The organism is Cryobacterium sp. TMT4-10 (genome assembly GCF_004403275.1).
In the GTDB taxonomy this organism is placed as follows: domain Bacteria; phylum Actinomycetota; class Actinomycetes; order Actinomycetales; family Microbacteriaceae; genus Cryobacterium; species Cryobacterium shii.
The window spans coordinates 69,466-84,286 of record NZ_SOGU01000096.1; the positions used below are offsets into that span (position 1 = coordinate 69,466).

Sequence of the window (14,821 nt, forward strand, 5' to 3'; positions counted from 1 at the left end):
CCGGACCGGGCGGCGGCGCGGCGCGTAGGCTCGAATCCATGCGATTCGGACTCTTCATACCCCAGGGCTGGCGTCACGATCTGGTCGGCATCGACCCGGCCGAGCAGTGGGCCGCCATGAGCGGCCTCGCGGCGCACGCCGACGCTGGCGACTGGGAGTCGATCTGGGTGTACGACCACTTCCACACCGTGCCGGTGCCCAGCGAAGAGGCCACCCACGAAGCCTGGACCCTGATGAGCGCGTTCGCCGCGACCACCTCCCGGGTTCGACTCGGCCAGATGTGCACCTGCATCAGCTACCGCAATCCCGCCTACCTGGCGAAGGTGGCCTCGACCATCGACATCATCTCCGGCGGACGGGTCGAGATGGGCATCGGCGCCGGCTGGTACGAGCACGAGTGGCGCGCCTATGGCTACGGCTTCCCGCGCGCCGGCGAGCGCCTGGCCCGCCTCGACGAGGGTGTGCAGATCATGCGCCAGGCCTGGACGACCGGGAAGGCCACCCTCGACGGGCAGCACTATCAGGTGGACGGCGCCATCGTGCGGCCGCTCCCGCTGCAGGACGGCGGCATCCCGATCTGGATCGCCGGCGGCGGCGAGAAGGTCACCCTGAAGATCGCGGCGAAGTACGCGGACTACACCAACTTCGACGGCTCGCCCGAGGGTTTCACGCACAAGAGCGACCTGCTCCAGGCGCACTGCGCCGCCGTCGGCACCGACTTCGACGCGATCACCCGCTCCGCGAACTACAACACCGTGATCGGGGCCACCGAGGCCGAGGTCGCCGAGCGTCTCGACGCCATCCAGGCCCGGGTCACGCCCTACCTCGGCGAGTCCCGCGCGGAGGAGTTCATGGCCGAGTACCGCAGCGGCACCGCCCAGGGCGTCGGCACGCCCGAGCAGGTCGCCCGGCGCCTGCAGGGCATGAAGGAGCGTGGCCTCGGCTACGCCATCCACTACTTCCCCGAGGCGGCCTACGACCGCTCCGGCATCGAGCTGTTCGAGCGCGAGGTCATGCCCGCGCTGCGCTAGCCGTTCTTCCCACGGCGCCCGCGCGTCCGCCCGTCCGCCCAACGAATTCGCCGCTTCCGGTCGAGTTCGACCGGCACACCACTCGAACTCGACCGCAACTGTCGAACTCGGCGCATCAGAGCGCGAGGATGGAACCCATGAGCACCATCAGGAACAGCAACACCGGCAACACCGGCAACTCCAACAACACCGGCGACGCCGGGCATCCGTCGCCGACGATCGGCGCACCGGCAAGCGCCACCGCAAGCGCCACCGCCCGCATCGCCTGGCAGGAGTCCGGGCATCCCCGGTCGGCCCTGTGGCGCTCGGAGAGCGGCTGGGCCCCGTTGAAACGCGTCGTGATCGCCGACGACACGATGACCGCGGATGCCGCCTACCGCCTCGCGCAGAACGGCACCGGCATGCTCTGGCGCGGCGACTTCCTGGGCGCCCGCCAGTTGCTCAGCGCCCTCGGCCGCCGGGTCGACCGCGGCCGGCAGACGCCCGCGACCGACCTGGCCTCCGCGTTCCGACGCTACCGGTCGGAGGCCCTGCGCCGCGCGCAGTTGCTGGCCCTGGTCCTGGTCCCGTTGGACGCCGACTACACGGTGCCGCTGCGCCGCGCCCCCGATGTGCGGCAGGCCTGCACCGAGACCTACGGTCCGGCCACGGATGCCTCGGTGACCCCCCTGCGCGAGCTGCTCGGCGTGATCGGGGCGCATGAGTGGCGCACGACCGGCGTCGACGTCCCCGCGCTCGGTGCGCGCATCCACCCCCACTACGGCGTCTTCTCCCCCGTGCGCGGCGAATACCTCGACCTGGTGAACACGGCCCCGCTCCCGGACGCCGCCGCCGGCCCCACCGGCACCGCGTTCGACATCGGCACCGGTACCGGCGTGCTCGCGGCCGTGCTCGCGCGCCGCGGCATCGCTCACGTGGTCGGCACCGACCAGGAGCCGAGGGCCCTGGCCTGCGCGCGTGAGAACATAACCCGGCTCGGGCTGGCCGGTTCGGTCGACATCGTCGAAGCCGACCTGTTCCCCGCCGGGCGCGCCGACCTGGTGGTCTGCAACCCGCCGTGGATCCCCGCCTCGGCCGTCACCGCCACCGACTTCGCCGTCTACGACCCGGACAGCCGGATGCTGCGGGGTTTCCTGGCCGGACTGGCAGACCACCTCGCGCCCGCCGGCGAGGGCTGGCTCGTCCTCTCCGACATCGCCGAGCACCTGGGCCTCCGCTCCCGCGGCGCCCTGCTCGACCTGATCGAGGACGCCGGCCTGGCGGTCGTGGCCCGGCTGGACACCAAGCCGGTGCACCGCCGCGCCGCCGACACGGCCGACCCCCTGCACGCGGCCCGGTCGAAGGAAACGACCTCGCTCTGGCGGCTGACGGCGGCCTCCCCGACGGATTCCTGACCCGACTCAGCTGCTTGATCTGCTTGAGTCAGCTGAGCGGATGCGCGGCAGCGCCGCCCGCATCCGTGCCCGTGCCTGCGCTCGTTGCCGTTGCCGTTCCCTTGCCCGCGGCCAGACGCCAGCGGGACCAGGGCCAGACGCCGTCCATCTCCACCTCGAGCGAGAAGCTGAGCAGCACCCGGATCACCACGATGGCGCCCAGCACCAGCACGCTCTGCGGGGTCGGATCGACGAGGATCGTGCGGATGATGTCGGCGATGATCAGCACCTCGAGGCCGAGCAGGATGGCCCGGCCGAGGTTGCGGCGCAGCCCGGTGTAGGCGCCCGGCCGGGTGTCGGCCCGCAGCACCGCCGGCACCGCGGCGATGACCGCGGCCGCACCACCGAGCACCATGATGGCCGCACCGGCAGCCTCGACGACCCGGATGACCACGGCGATCACCTGCTCAAAGTCCATCGGCCGCGCTCCTCGCTGTGTGGTTGTTGTGACGATACCGCGCGCCGGTCGGGCCTGTCGACATCGGCGGCTGCCGATCCATCGCCCGGCAGCGACGGCGCAGCGCCGCCGCATCCGTCATGCCCGAACTCAAACGCCGCAACCGGGCCCGAGAGTCGCCGTCGCCACCCAGCGTCGCCGTCGGGACGGCGTCATTCGGCGCAATCGGCGACACTCGCCACGGGACGTCCGCACCGAACGGTGATTTTCGTCGCGGTGATGCCGGCAAAGCGGCGATTCGTTGCGAGAAGTCGCAAGAAAACACCGGCCAGCTCCCGATACTCTGGACGATGGCGCCGATGCTGGCGCCGCCGCACCATCACCAAAGCCGCGACCGCGGCACTCACGAAGGACGGGAGGTTCCCATGTCGAATTATGTTGCGCAAGACGCACTGGTCGGAGAGCCCGAGGTTCTCGAGGATGTCGCCACCCACCCGGCCTGGCTCCGCCTCAAGTCCGCCGCCACGGCGCTCCAGGCCGGCCAGGTTCAGGACGGCTCGATCCCGAACGCCGACGCCCACACGGATGCCGAGGCCCACGTCGACGTGATCATCGCGGCCATCGACGAACTCACGCCGCTGTTCCCGCACGACGCCGCCTACCTCGCGGCCTCGGTCCGGGACTTCGAGCGCTGGCGCAGCGAGGGCTTCGGCCTGCCGGACTTCTACGACTCCCTGATGGCGTTCCAGCCGCAGCAGCACCGGGCCGACGGCATCCGTCACCTGGTCGTGTTCCCGATGTACACGCAGAACGGCAGCTCGAACCGGCTGGTCGAGGCCGTGCTGATCGAGGTCATCTGGCCGGAATTCATCGACGAGCTGGAGCAGGAATACACCAACAAACTGTTCGTGCCGATTCGGTTCCTCGATTTCACGCCCGGCTACGACACCAACTCGGCCGTCCTGTTCCCCGAGACGGTCGCGATGCGCGAGATTCCCACCTTCACCTGGGGTGCGATTTTCGCCGACCGCGAGGCTGCCCGGTTCCGCCGGGTCGTGCGCGCGGCCGCCGAGATCACGCGACTCGAACTGCCGGAGGACGCCGCCGCGCTGCTCGACGACCAGCACCTGACCGAGGAAATGTTCGTCATGTGGGACCTCATCCACGACCGCACGCACATGCGCGGCGACCTGCCGTTCGACCCGTTCATGATCAAGCAGCGGATGCCGTTCTTTCTCTACTCCCTCGAGGAGCTGCGCTGCGACCTGACCGCGTTCCGCGAATCGGTCACGATCGAACGGGACGAGAGCGCCAGCCCGGAGGCGCGCCGGCACGCGAAACTGGTGCAGTACGGCGTGATCTTCGACCGGATCTTCCGGTTCTCGATCACCGGCAGCCGGGTGCGCAACTACGACGGCCTCGGAGGTCAACTGTTGTTCGCGTGGATGCATCAGCACCACGTGCTGCACTGGACCGACACGGCCCTCACCTTCGACTGGGACGGTGTCCCCGACGTGGTGATCGCGCTCGGCAAGCAGATCGACGACCTCTACTGGGCGTCGATCGACCGGCCGAAGAAGTCGCACTGGCTGGCCGCCTACGACATGATCGCGAAGACCCTCACGCCCAACCCGGCGTCGCAGTGGTCCCGCGGTCTGCCGCTGGAGGTGCTCGCCGGCTCGCCGAAGGGGTACACCGACCTGGTCCTGGACGACGAGTTCCCGCTGTCGATGTTCTTCGAGGCGCTCGACAAGAAGATGAAGTCCGTGATCGAGTCGACGGCCGGGCTCACCGGGCGTGACTGACAGCATGGGCGCAACCGAGCGGCCGGCGCCCGACGCCGGCCGCTCGGTTGACGCCGCAAGCCGCGCCGCTGCTGGCCGCACCGTGCTCATCGCCGGTGCGACCAGCGCGGCCGGTCGCGCGGTGGCGTCCGCACTGACGGATGCCGGCGCGCGCGTGATCGCGGTCGGCTCCAACGCCGAGCGCCTGCAGACGATGCAAAGTGACCTGCCCGGCCTGCTCACGTACCGCTGTGATCTCGCCGATTTCGCGGCCGTCACCGCCCTGGCCGACGCCGTTCGGGCCGACGCCGGCCCGATCGACGGCCTGATCCACCTCGTCGGCGGCTGGCGCGGCGGCGGCGGCCTGGTCGGCCAGACCGACGCGGACTGGGACTTCCTGCACGCCCACGTCGTCACCACCCTGCGCAACACCACCCGCGCCTTCAACGACGACCTGCTCGCCTCCCCGGCCGGCCGGCTGGCGATCGTCTCGTCGGTGTCGGTCGACAAACCGGCCCCCGGCGGCGCGAACTATGCCGCAGCGAAGGCCGCGGCCGAGACCTGGACCCGCGCGGTCGGCCAGGGCTTCGCGAAGGCGGGCACGGATGCCGCGGCGGTCATCTTCGTCGTGCGGGCCCTCGACGGGCTCGAAGGCCGGCTCGCGGCCGCGGTCGCGGGCCTCTGGGACGTGCCGGCGGCATCCGTCAACAACACCCGGGTTCTCCTGGCCCCGCCCGCCGCCTGACCGGTCGCCGGCAGTCCGCGGCGCGCTAACGTGGTGCGCACAGGCGACGGAGGGGCGGGCATGCTCGAGATCAGGGGTGTGAACAAGCGGTACGGCACCCGAATGGTGCTGACCGACCTGAGTTTCGGCGTCGGAGGCGGCCGGCTGACCGGCTTCGTCGGCGCCAACGGAGCCGGCAAGACCACCACCATGCGCATCATCGTGGGCGTGCTCTCCGCCGACTCCGGCACCGTCCTCCGGGACGGCGTCCCGCTCAGCGTCGACGACCGCCGCCGCTTCGGCTACATGCCCGAGGAGCGAGGCCTCTACCCGAAGATGAAGGTCGGTGAGCAACTCGTCTACCTGGCCCGCCTGCACGGGCTGAGCCCGGCATCCGCCCGCCGCAACACCGCCGAACTGCTCGAGCGCCTCGGCCTCGGCGAGCGCGCCGGCGACCTCGTGCAGTCCCTGTCGCTGGGCAACCAGCAGCGCGCCCAGATCGCGGCCGCCCTCGTGCACGACCCCGAGTTCCTGGTGCTCGACGAGCCGTTCTCCGGCCTCGACCCGATCGCGGTGGAGGCGGTCATGGAGGTGCTCGCAGGCTTCGCCGCGCAGGGCGCGCCGGTGCTGTTCTCCTCGCACCAGCTCGACATCGTCGAACGCCTCTGCGACGACCTCGTGATCATCGCCGACGGGGAGATCCGCGCGAACGGCTCCCGGGATGAGCTGCGCGAGCGTCACAGCAGCCTCCGCTTCGAGCTGCGCTGCGCCGGGGATGCCGGCTGGGTCCGGAACGTGCCCGGCATCACGGTGATCGACCTCGACGGCGGCCTCGCCGTGTTCGAAGCCGACACGGATGCCGCCAGCCAGGCCGTGCTGCGGCTGGCCGTCGAGCGCGGACCGGTGGTCTCCTTCAGCCGACAGCGACCCAGCCTCGCCGCGATCTTCAAGGAGGTCGCGCAGTGAGACCCGCCCGCACCACCGACGGGGTGCGCGCCCGCCCCCGGCATCCGGCGCCCGGCTTCGGCCGGAGCGTCTGGCTGGTCGCCACCCGCGAGATCGTCGCCCGGCTGCGCAGCAAGGCGTTCCTGATCTCGACCGGCATCCTGCTGCTCATCTCGATCGGCTCCGTCGTCGCCGGGGGCATCGCGAGCCAGAACCAGGCCCATCCGAAGGTGGCGGTGGTGGGGGCGGCCGGCCGGCTGGTGGAGCTAACCGAAGCCTTCACGGCCGTGAAGGCCGACGACGTCGCCGCGGCCGAGGCGCTGGTGCGCGCCGGAACGGTCTCCGCTGCCGTCGTCCCCGCCACCGGGGACACCTCACCGCTCGACGTCCGCGTCATCGCCCTCGACTCCGCCCCGCTGGTGCTGCTGGGCGCCCTGAGCGTGAGCCCGCCGGTGAGCCTGCTCGAGCCGTCCCCGCAGAGCGGCGGCCTGGCCTACCTGGTGGCCATCGGATTCGGGCTGGTCTTCTTCATGTCGGCGATCACGTTCGGCTCGACCATCGCGCAGAGCGTGGTGGAGGAGAAGCAGACCCGCGTGGTGGAGATCCTGATGACGACCATCCCGGTGCGGGCGCTGCTCGGCGGCAAGATCGTCGGCAATAGCGTGATGGCGTTCGGGCAGATCGTCATGATCGGGGCCCTGGTGGCGATCGGCATGGCCGCGACCGGCCAGAGCGGGCTGCTGGGCGCGATCGGTCCGTCGATCGCCCTGTTCGCGGTGTTCTTCGCGTTCGGCTTCGTGATGCTCGCCGCACTCTTCGCCGCCACCGCGTCGATGGTGTCCCGTCAGGAGGACGTCGGGTCGGCCACCTCCCCCGTGCTGGTGCTCGTGATGATCCCCTACTTCCTGGTCATCTTCTTCAACGACAACCCCACGGTGCTCGCGATCATGTCGTACATCCCGTTCTCGGCTCCGGTCGGCATGCCGATGCGCCTCTTCCTGGGCACGGCCGCGTGGTGGGAGCCGCTGGCCTCCCTGGCCATCCTGCTCGCCGCGACGCTAATGGTCATCCTGCTCGGCTCCCGCATCTACGCGAACTCCCTGCTCCGGATGGGCGCCCGGGTCACCTTCCGCCAGGCCCTCCGCGGCTAGCCCTAACCAATTCGACGGAAATTTTGCTCCCCCAAGCCGGTTTCGGCCCGAAATCGGCCGTTTGACGCAAAATCTCCGTCGAATTCGCACGACGCCCGCACAGAAGCGGAACAGCCCGATGCGCGAAGATGGAGGGGTGACTCAACTCCATGACCTTTCTTCGCGCGGGTTCGCCTCCGACAACTACTCCGGGGTCCACCCCGAGATTCTCGATGCGATCGTGTCCGCCAACGGTGCGCACCAGATCGCCTACGGCGAGGACGTCTATACCGCCCGGCTGCAGCAGGTGTTTGCCGAACACTTCGGCGCGGGCGTCGAAGCATTCCCGGTCTTCAACGGTACCGGCGCGAACGTGATCGGCCTGCAGTCGATGCTGCCGCGCTGGGGCGCCGTGATCTGCGCGTCGACCGCCCACATCAACACGGATGAAGCGGGCGCCCCCGAAAAGGTGGCCGGCATCAAGCTCCTCACCGTCGACACCCCGGACGGCAAGCTCACCCCCGCGCTGATCGACCAGCAGGCCTGGGGCTGGGGCGACGAGCACCGGGCGCAGCCGCTGGTCGTGTCGATCACCCAGACCACCGAGCTCGGCACCGCCTACACCGTGGAGGAGGTGCGGGCCATCGCCGACCACGCGCACGCCAACGGGATGAAACTGCACATGGACGGCGCCCGCCTCTCCAACGCCGCAGCCTCGCTGGGACTGCCGTTCCGCGCCTTCACCCGCGACGCCGGCGTCGACGTGCTCAGCTTCGGCGGCACGAAGAACGGCATGATGTACGGCGAGTGCGTCGTGGTGCTGAACCCCGAGGCATCCGCCGGCCTGATCTACCTGCGAAAACTGAACATGCAGCTCGCCTCGAAGATGCGTTTCATCTCGGCCCAGCTGATCGCGCTGCTCGGCGGCGACCTCTGGCTGCGCAACGCCGGCCACGCCAACGCCATGGCCAAGCGGCTGCGCACCGCCCTCGAGGCCGGGATCGCCGACAGGTCCGTCACCGGAGTGACGTTCACCCAGGCCACCCAGGCCAACGCCATCTTCGCGGTGCTGCCGCCGGGGGTGGCCGACCGCCTGCGCGGTTCGTTCCGTTTCTACGACTGGGACCCGGCCACCAATGAGGTGCGCTGGATGTGCGGCTACGACACCGAGGAAGCCGACATCGACGCCTTCGTCGTGGCCCTGATCAGAGAGCTGGCCGTCTGATGAACGTTTTCGAGAACAAGCCCTGGCTCGGCTCCTACGCCTCGGGCGTACCGAGCACCATCACCGAGCCGACCGAGACGCTCTCCGACATGATCGAGATGTCCGCGCACCACTTCCGCGAGAACGTGGCCCTCGATTTCTTCGGCGCCACGACCACGTATGCGCAGCTCGGCGAGCAGATTTCGCGGGTGGCCAACGGGCTGCTCCGGCTCGGCGTCAAGCCCGGCGACCGGGTGGCGCTCGTGCTGCCGAACTGCCCGCAGCACGTCGTCGCGTTCTACGCCGCGCTGCGCCTGGGCGCGGTCGTCGTCGAGCACAACCCGCTCTACACCGAACGCGAGCTGCGGCACCAGTTCGAGGACCACGGCGCCACCCTGGCCATCGTCTGGGACAAGGTCTACCAGACCGTGTCCGACTTCCCCGCCGACATGGGCCTGCGCACCGTGGTCGCCGTCGACCTGACGGATGCGATGCCCCTCTCCAAGCGTTTCCTCCTGCGCCTGCCCGTGGCCAAGGCCCGCGAGTCCCGCGACGCGCTCACCGCCGGCCCGCTGCGCAAGGGCGCGCTGACCTGGCGTTCGCTGGTGGATTCACGGAAGCTCCGCCACAACCACCCGCGCCCGCAGATCACCGACACGGCCGTTCTGCAGTACACCAGCGGCACCACCGGCACCCCGAAGGGCGCCATTCTCAGCCACTTCAACCTGCGCGCGAACGCGCTGCAGGGCGAGGCGTGGGTGCCCGGGCTGCACCGGGGCGAAGAGGTCTTCTACGCCGTGCTGCCCATGTTCCACGCCTACGGCCTGACTCTGTGCCTCACCTACGCGATGGCCACCGGCGCCCGGCTGGTGCTGTTCCCCAAGTTCGACGAGAAGCTGCTGCTCGATGCGGCCCGCCGCACCCCGCCCACGTTCATGCCGGCGGTCCCGCCGATCTACGACCGGCTGATGCGCGCCGCGGAGAAGAAGAACGTGAGCCTGCGCAGCATCCGTTTCGCCATTTCGGGCGCGATGAGCCTGCCGGTGTCGATCGTGGAGCGCTGGGAGAAGGCGACCGGCGGACTGCTGGTCGAGGGCTACGGCGTGACCGAGGCCTCCCCGATCGCCGTCGGCAACCCGATGGGCCCGACAAGGCGTCCCGGCACGGTGGGCGTGCCGTTCCCGAGCACGGAGATCCGGGTGATCGACCCGGCGGACCCGACCGTCGACCGCGGCATCGAGGAGGAGGGCGAGCTGCTCATCCGCGGCCCGCAGGTCTTCTCCGGCTACTGGGACCAGCCGAGCGAAACGGCCAAGGTGCTGCTCGAGGGCGGCTGGCTGCGCACCGGCGACATCGTGCGCGTCTCGGCCGATGGGTTCATCACGGTCGTCGACCGCATCAAGGAGCTCATCATCACCGGAGGCTTCAACGTGTCGCCGTCGGAGGTGGAGGCGGCCCTTCTGTCGCACCCGGACGTCGCCGACGCCGCCGCCGTCGGGCTGCCCAGCGCGAACGGGGGCGAGGATGTCGTCGCCGTCGTCGTCCTGGCGGAGGGGACCAGCCTCGATGTCGAGGCCCTGCGCACCCATTGCCGCACCCGGCTCTCGGCCTACAAGGTGCCCCGCCGGATCGTGCAGGTCGACGAGCTCCCCCGCTCCCTGATCGGCAAGGTGCTCCGCCGCGAGGTGCGCAACGGACTCACCGAGCAGTAGCCCCGCCCGCACCGCGCCCCTCCTGGGAGAGGTTCGGCGAGCACGCGGTCCTGAGCGATGCCGCGGAATAGATCCCGGCGCCCCGCGTTGAAGTGGATGGGTCAGCGTTGCCCCTCCACTCTCCACCGAAAGACGGCTCCATGACCCTCATCACCGACACCATCAGCCGCGCCGCCGACACGGCGTCGCCCATCCTGCCCGTCCTCTCGGCCCGCTGGAGCCCGCGCGGCTTCGACCCGGCCGCCCTGGTCGACGAAGACACCCTGACCACCGTGTTCGAGGCCGCCCGGTGGGCTCCGTCGGCCAGCAACATCCAGCCGGCCCGCTTCATCGTCGCCCGGCGCGGGTCCGACAGCTTCGCCAGGATCCACGCCACCCTGATGGGATTCAACAAGGCCTGGGCGGATGCCGCATCCGTGCTGATCGTGAACGTCGCCACCCTGCCGGTCGGCGAGGAGCGCGCCAACCCGTGGGCCCGCTACGACCTCGGCCAGGCGGTCGCGCACCTGACGATCCAGGCGCAGCACGAGGGCTTGCACACCCACCAGCTCGGCGGATTCGACGGGCCGGCGCTGGCCCTCTCCTTCGGCCTGGCCGAGAACCAGGCCGTCGTGTCCGTGACCGCGCTGGGCATGCTCGGCGACGTCGGCCTGCTCTCCCCCGAGCTGCAGGAGCGCGAATCCGCCCCCCGCACCCGCAAACCCCTCGCCGAGCTGCTCCTCGTCAACGACTGACCCCTGCTGGCTGCACCAAAGTGCCCGTTCCGGTCGAGAGTGCCCGCTACGCCGGCAACTCTCGACCGGAACGGGCACTCTCGCCGCATCCGCTCGCGCGAAGGGCCCCCTCACGACTCGTGAGGGGGCCCTTCACCTGTGCCGAAGGCGCGCCGGCTACGGGCGCAGCAGCACCTTGATGGCGCGGCGCTCGTCCATGGCGGCGTAGGCCTCGGCCACCTCGGTCAGCGGCAGCTGCAGGTCGAACACGCGCCCCGGGTTGATGGCGCCCGAGAGCACCTCCGGCAGCAGTTCCTCAACGTATCCGCGCACGGATGCGACGCCGCCGTTCAGTCCCACATTGCGGCCGAACAGCGGCCGAACCTCGATCGGGCCGCCGGTGGGAACGCCCACGTAGCCGACCATTCCGCCGGGCCGAGCCGACGCGATGGCCTGCTCCATCGACTCCTTGGTGCCGACGCACTCGAGCACGCAATCCGCGCCGATGCCGTCGAAGAGCTCACGGATCCGGGCCACGCCGGCCTCGCCGCGCTCCTCGACCACGTCGGTCGCACCGAATTCGCGGGCCACGAGCCGCCGTTCGGGGTGGCGGGACATGGCGACGATCCGGGAGGCCCCGAGTCGCTTGGCCGCGATGATGGCGCAGAGGCCGACCGCACCGTCGCCGACGACGACAACGGTGCTGCCGGTCGTCACGCCGGCGGAGACCGCGGCGTGGTGCCCGGTGCCCATCACGTCGGCGAGGGTCAGCAGGCCGGGGACCTGGTCCTCGGTGGGCAGCGTCGGCGTCGCCACGAGGGAACCGTCGGCGTGCGGCACGCGCACCTTCTCGCCCTGGGCGCCGTCGGCGAAGCCGCCGAGCTGGTCGTCCGCGCCCCACCAGCCGCCGTGCAGGCAGGAGGTGCTGGTGCCGTTCTGGCAGTTGAGGCAGGTGTTGTCGCAGTCATAGAACGGCGCGATGACGAAGTCGCCGACCTTGATCTTCGTGACGTCGGCGCCGATTTCCTCGACGATGCCGACGAACTCGTGGCCGATTCGTTTCGGCTCGTCGGTGGGCTGGATGCCCCGGTAGGGCCACAGGTCTGAGCCGCAGACGCAGGCTGCGACGACACGCACGATGGCGTCACCGCCGGTGGAGAGAATCGGATCGGGTACTTCTTCGAGGCGGATGTCCCGTTCCCCGTAAATCACTGTTGCACGCATGGTTCGAGCCTAGGCCAGCCCCCTGAACCTCATCGGTTCCGGCCCCCCCTCCGCCCGTATTCCCGCCGAATTCCGCTGCTCGCGCAACCGGTGCGCACCACGCCGATCGGCGGCCACGCTCACCAATTCGACGGAGATTTTGCGTTAAAAGCCCGTTCGCGCCGGGTTCGGGGCCGTTTTCGGCAAAATCTCCGTCGAATTGGTTACAGCAGCGCGTCGTCGTCGAGGTCGGCCGGGTCCACCACTAGCAGGGGCACGGATGCGACGACCAGCGAGTCCCCGTCCGACGCCAGGTCCACGCGAACCGTGTCCCCGTCGCGCACGGTGCCGGACAGAATCGCGGTCGCCAGGCGGTCGTCGATCTCGGTCTGCATTAGGCGCCGCAACGGGCGGGCCCCGTAGATCGGGTCGTAGCCGCGCTCGGCCAGCCAGGTGCGGGCATCCGGGGTCACCCCCAACTCGAGCCGGCGCTCGACCAGTCGCTTCTCCAGCCGGTCCACGAGCAGCCCGACGATCTGGCCGAGGTCCTCCATCGACAGCGACTCGAACACGACGATGTCGTCGAGACGGTTGACGAACTCGGGCTTGAACGTCTGGCGCACGAGCGCCTGCACGGCCGCCTCCTTCTCGTCCCGGCTGAGCACCGGGTCGATCAGGAACGCCGACCCGAGGTTCGAGGTCAGCACGAGGATCGTGTTGCGGAAGTCCACGGTGCGGCCCTGGCCATCCGTCAACCGGCCGTCGTCGAGCACCTGCAGCAAGACGTCGAAGACCTCCGGATGCGCCTTCTCCACCTCGTCGAACAGGATCACCGAATACGGGCGGCGGCGAACGGCCTCCGTCAGTTGCCCGCCCTGCTCGTAGCCGACGTAGCCGGGGGGCGCCCCGACCAGTCGGGACACGGAGAACTTCTCCCCGTACTCGCTCATGTCGATGCGCACCATGGCCTTCTCGTCGTCGAAGAGGAATTCGGCGAGCGCCTTGGCGAGCTCCGTCTTGCCCACGCCGGTCGGTCCGAGGAACAGGAACGAGCCGGTGGGCCGGTCCGGGTCGGAGATTCCGGCCCGGCTGCGGCGCACCGCATCGGCGACGGCCCGCACGGCCTGCTTCTGCCCGATCAGGCGGTGCCCCAGCTCACCCTCGAGGTTGAGCAGCTTCTCCGTCTCGCCCTGCAGCAGACGGCCGACCGGGATGCCGGTCCACATGGCCACCACCGCGGCGATGTCCTCCGCGGTGACCTGCTCGTTGACCATCCGGGGGCCCTCAGACTCCGACTTCTCCGCTGCGGCCAGCTCCTTCTCCATCACCGGGATGTCCCCGTACAGCAGCCTCGACGCCTTCTCCAGGTTGCCCTCGCGCTGGGCGCGATCCGCCGCGATCCGCGCGGTGTCGAGCCGCTCTTTGAGCTCGCCGACCCGGTTCAGCGACGCGCGCTCCTTGTCCCAGCGCGCCTGCAGCTCTTTCAGGTTCACCTCTCGTTCCGCGAGGTCCGTCCGCAGCTTCTCGAGCCGCGCCTTCGAGGCGTCGTCCTTCTCCTTCTTGAGGGCGAGTTCCTCGAGTTTCAACCTGTCCACGCTGCGCCGCAGCTCGTCGATCTCGACCGGGGCGGAGTCGATCTCCATCCGCAGCCGGCTGGCGGCCTCGTCGATGAGGTCGATGGCCTTGTCCGGCAGCTGGCGTGCGGTGATGTACCGGTTCGAGAGGGATGCCGCGGCCACCAGCGCCGCGTCCGCGATCGACACCTTGTGGTGGGCCTCGTAACGCTCCTTGAGCCCGCGCAGGATGGCAACGGTGTCCTCGACGCTGGGCTCGTCGACCAGCACCGGTTGGAAGCGGCGCTCGAGCGCCGCATCCTTCTCGATGAATTCGCGGTACTCGTTCAGCGTCGTGGCGCCGATCAGGCGCAGCTCGCCGCGGGCGAGCATGGGCTTGAGCATGTTGGAGGCGGCCACGGATCCCTCCCCGCCGCCGGCACCCATCAGGGTGTGCAGTTCGTCGACGAAGGTGATGATCTGGCCCTCGGCGTCGTTGATCTCCTTGAGCACCGCCTTGAGCCGTTCCTCGAACTCGCCGCGGTACTTCGCCCCTGCCACGAGGGCCGCCAGGTCGAGGGAGACCAGCTGCTTGCCCTTGAGCGAGTCGGCCACGTCGCCGGCGACGATGCGCTGGGCCAGCCCCTCCACCACCGCGGTCTTGCCGACACCGGGTTCCCCGATCAGCACCGGGTTGTTCTTGGTGCGACGGGTGAGCACCTGGCTGACCCGGCGAATCTCCGCGTCGCGCCCGATCACCGGGTCGAGCTTGCCGCTCTTGGCGATCTCGGTGAGATTGACGCCGTACTGCTCGAGCGCCGTCTTGGCTTCTTCCTGGGGCGGTTGCTGACCTGCTTGCATCAGAGGATCCTCTCTCGGGGCCGGCCGCTCACGCCGCCTCGCGGCGAAAGCTGAGCCTGTTGGACTCAAGATTAGGTGAGAATCCGACATCGCACTAGCGGCGCGAGGCCCGTCCTCCAGCTCATTCCGGC

Annotated in this window: 12 protein-coding genes; 9 read left to right on the forward strand and 3 right to left on the reverse strand. The window is 69.9% G+C overall.

Going from position 1 to position 14,821, the window contains the following annotated elements:
- Nucleotides 1-38 precede the first annotated feature (38 nt).
- Nucleotides 39-1,031, forward strand: a complete 993-nt coding sequence (locus tag E3T42_RS14890) for an LLM class F420-dependent oxidoreductase (RefSeq protein WP_134367792.1) — start codon at nt 39-41, stop codon at nt 1,029-1,031.
- 137 nt (nt 1,032-1,168) lie between these two features.
- Nucleotides 1,169-2,425 (forward strand): class I SAM-dependent methyltransferase, encoded by a 1,257-nt coding sequence (locus tag E3T42_RS14895; protein ID WP_134403249.1) that lies wholly within the window; start codon nt 1,169-1,171, stop codon nt 2,423-2,425.
- 28 nt (nt 2,426-2,453) lie between these two features.
- On the opposite strand, the gene E3T42_RS14900 is transcribed toward E3T42_RS14895, so the two are convergent.
- Nucleotides 2,454-2,882, reverse strand: coding sequence for a DUF1622 domain-containing protein (locus E3T42_RS14900; RefSeq protein WP_134367795.1), 429 nt, complete (start codon nt 2,880-2,882; stop codon nt 2,454-2,456).
- A 404-nt stretch (nt 2,883-3,286) separates the two neighbouring features.
- On the opposite strand from E3T42_RS14900, the gene E3T42_RS14905 reads away from it, so the two are divergent.
- The 7 genes from E3T42_RS14905 to E3T42_RS14935 all read left to right on the forward strand — a co-directional run bounded on the left by E3T42_RS14905 (nt 3,287) and on the right by E3T42_RS14935 (nt 11,094).
- Nucleotides 3,287-4,666, forward strand: a complete 1,380-nt coding sequence (locus E3T42_RS14905; protein WP_134367797.1) for a DUF6421 family protein — start codon at nt 3,287-3,289, stop codon at nt 4,664-4,666.
- 4 nt (nt 4,667-4,670) lie between these two features.
- Nucleotides 4,671-5,390 carry an SDR family oxidoreductase gene (locus tag E3T42_RS14910; RefSeq protein ID WP_134367799.1) on the forward strand — a complete coding sequence of 240 codons (720 nt, stop codon included), beginning with the start codon at nt 4,671-4,673 and terminating at the stop codon, nt 5,388-5,390.
- A gap of 60 nt (nt 5,391-5,450) precedes the next feature.
- Nucleotides 5,451-6,335 carry an ABC transporter ATP-binding protein gene (locus tag E3T42_RS14915; protein ID WP_134367801.1) on the forward strand — a complete coding sequence of 295 codons (885 nt, stop codon included), beginning with the start codon at nt 5,451-5,453 and terminating at the stop codon, nt 6,333-6,335.
- Complete coding sequence (locus E3T42_RS14920; RefSeq protein WP_241976202.1) at nt 6,332-7,465, forward strand: ABC transporter permease; 1,134 nt, start codon at nt 6,332-6,334, stop codon at nt 7,463-7,465. The genes E3T42_RS14915 and E3T42_RS14920 overlap by 4 nt, the downstream gene beginning before the upstream one ends.
- 118 nt (nt 7,466-7,583) lie before the next feature.
- Complete coding sequence (locus E3T42_RS14925) at nt 7,584-8,669, forward strand: low specificity L-threonine aldolase (protein ID WP_134403250.1); 1,086 nt, start codon at nt 7,584-7,586, stop codon at nt 8,667-8,669.
- Nucleotides 8,669-10,360 carry a long-chain-fatty-acid--CoA ligase gene (locus E3T42_RS14930; protein WP_134403251.1) on the forward strand — a complete coding sequence of 564 codons (1,692 nt, stop codon included), beginning with the start codon at nt 8,669-8,671 and terminating at the stop codon, nt 10,358-10,360. Before E3T42_RS14925 ends, E3T42_RS14930 begins: the two co-directional genes overlap by 1 nt.
- A 140-nt stretch (nt 10,361-10,500) precedes the next feature.
- Nucleotides 10,501-11,094, forward strand: coding sequence for a nitroreductase family protein (locus E3T42_RS14935; protein ID WP_134403252.1), 594 nt, complete (start codon nt 10,501-10,503; stop codon nt 11,092-11,094).
- Between the two features lie 156 nt (nt 11,095-11,250).
- On the opposite strand, the gene E3T42_RS14940 is transcribed toward E3T42_RS14935, so the two are convergent.
- Both E3T42_RS14940 and E3T42_RS14945 read right to left on the reverse strand, forming a co-directional pair.
- Nucleotides 11,251-12,297 carry a zinc-dependent alcohol dehydrogenase family protein gene (locus tag E3T42_RS14940; protein WP_134367809.1) on the reverse strand — a complete coding sequence of 349 codons (1,047 nt, stop codon included), beginning with the start codon at nt 12,295-12,297 and terminating at the stop codon, nt 11,251-11,253.
- A gap of 203 nt (nt 12,298-12,500) precedes the next feature.
- The gene (locus E3T42_RS14945) at nt 12,501-14,690 is read right to left on the reverse strand and encodes an ATP-dependent Clp protease ATP-binding subunit (RefSeq protein ID WP_134367811.1); all 2,190 of its coding nucleotides are present in this window, start codon (nt 14,688-14,690) and stop codon (nt 12,501-12,503) included.
- Nucleotides 14,691-14,821: the final 131 nt, after the last annotated feature.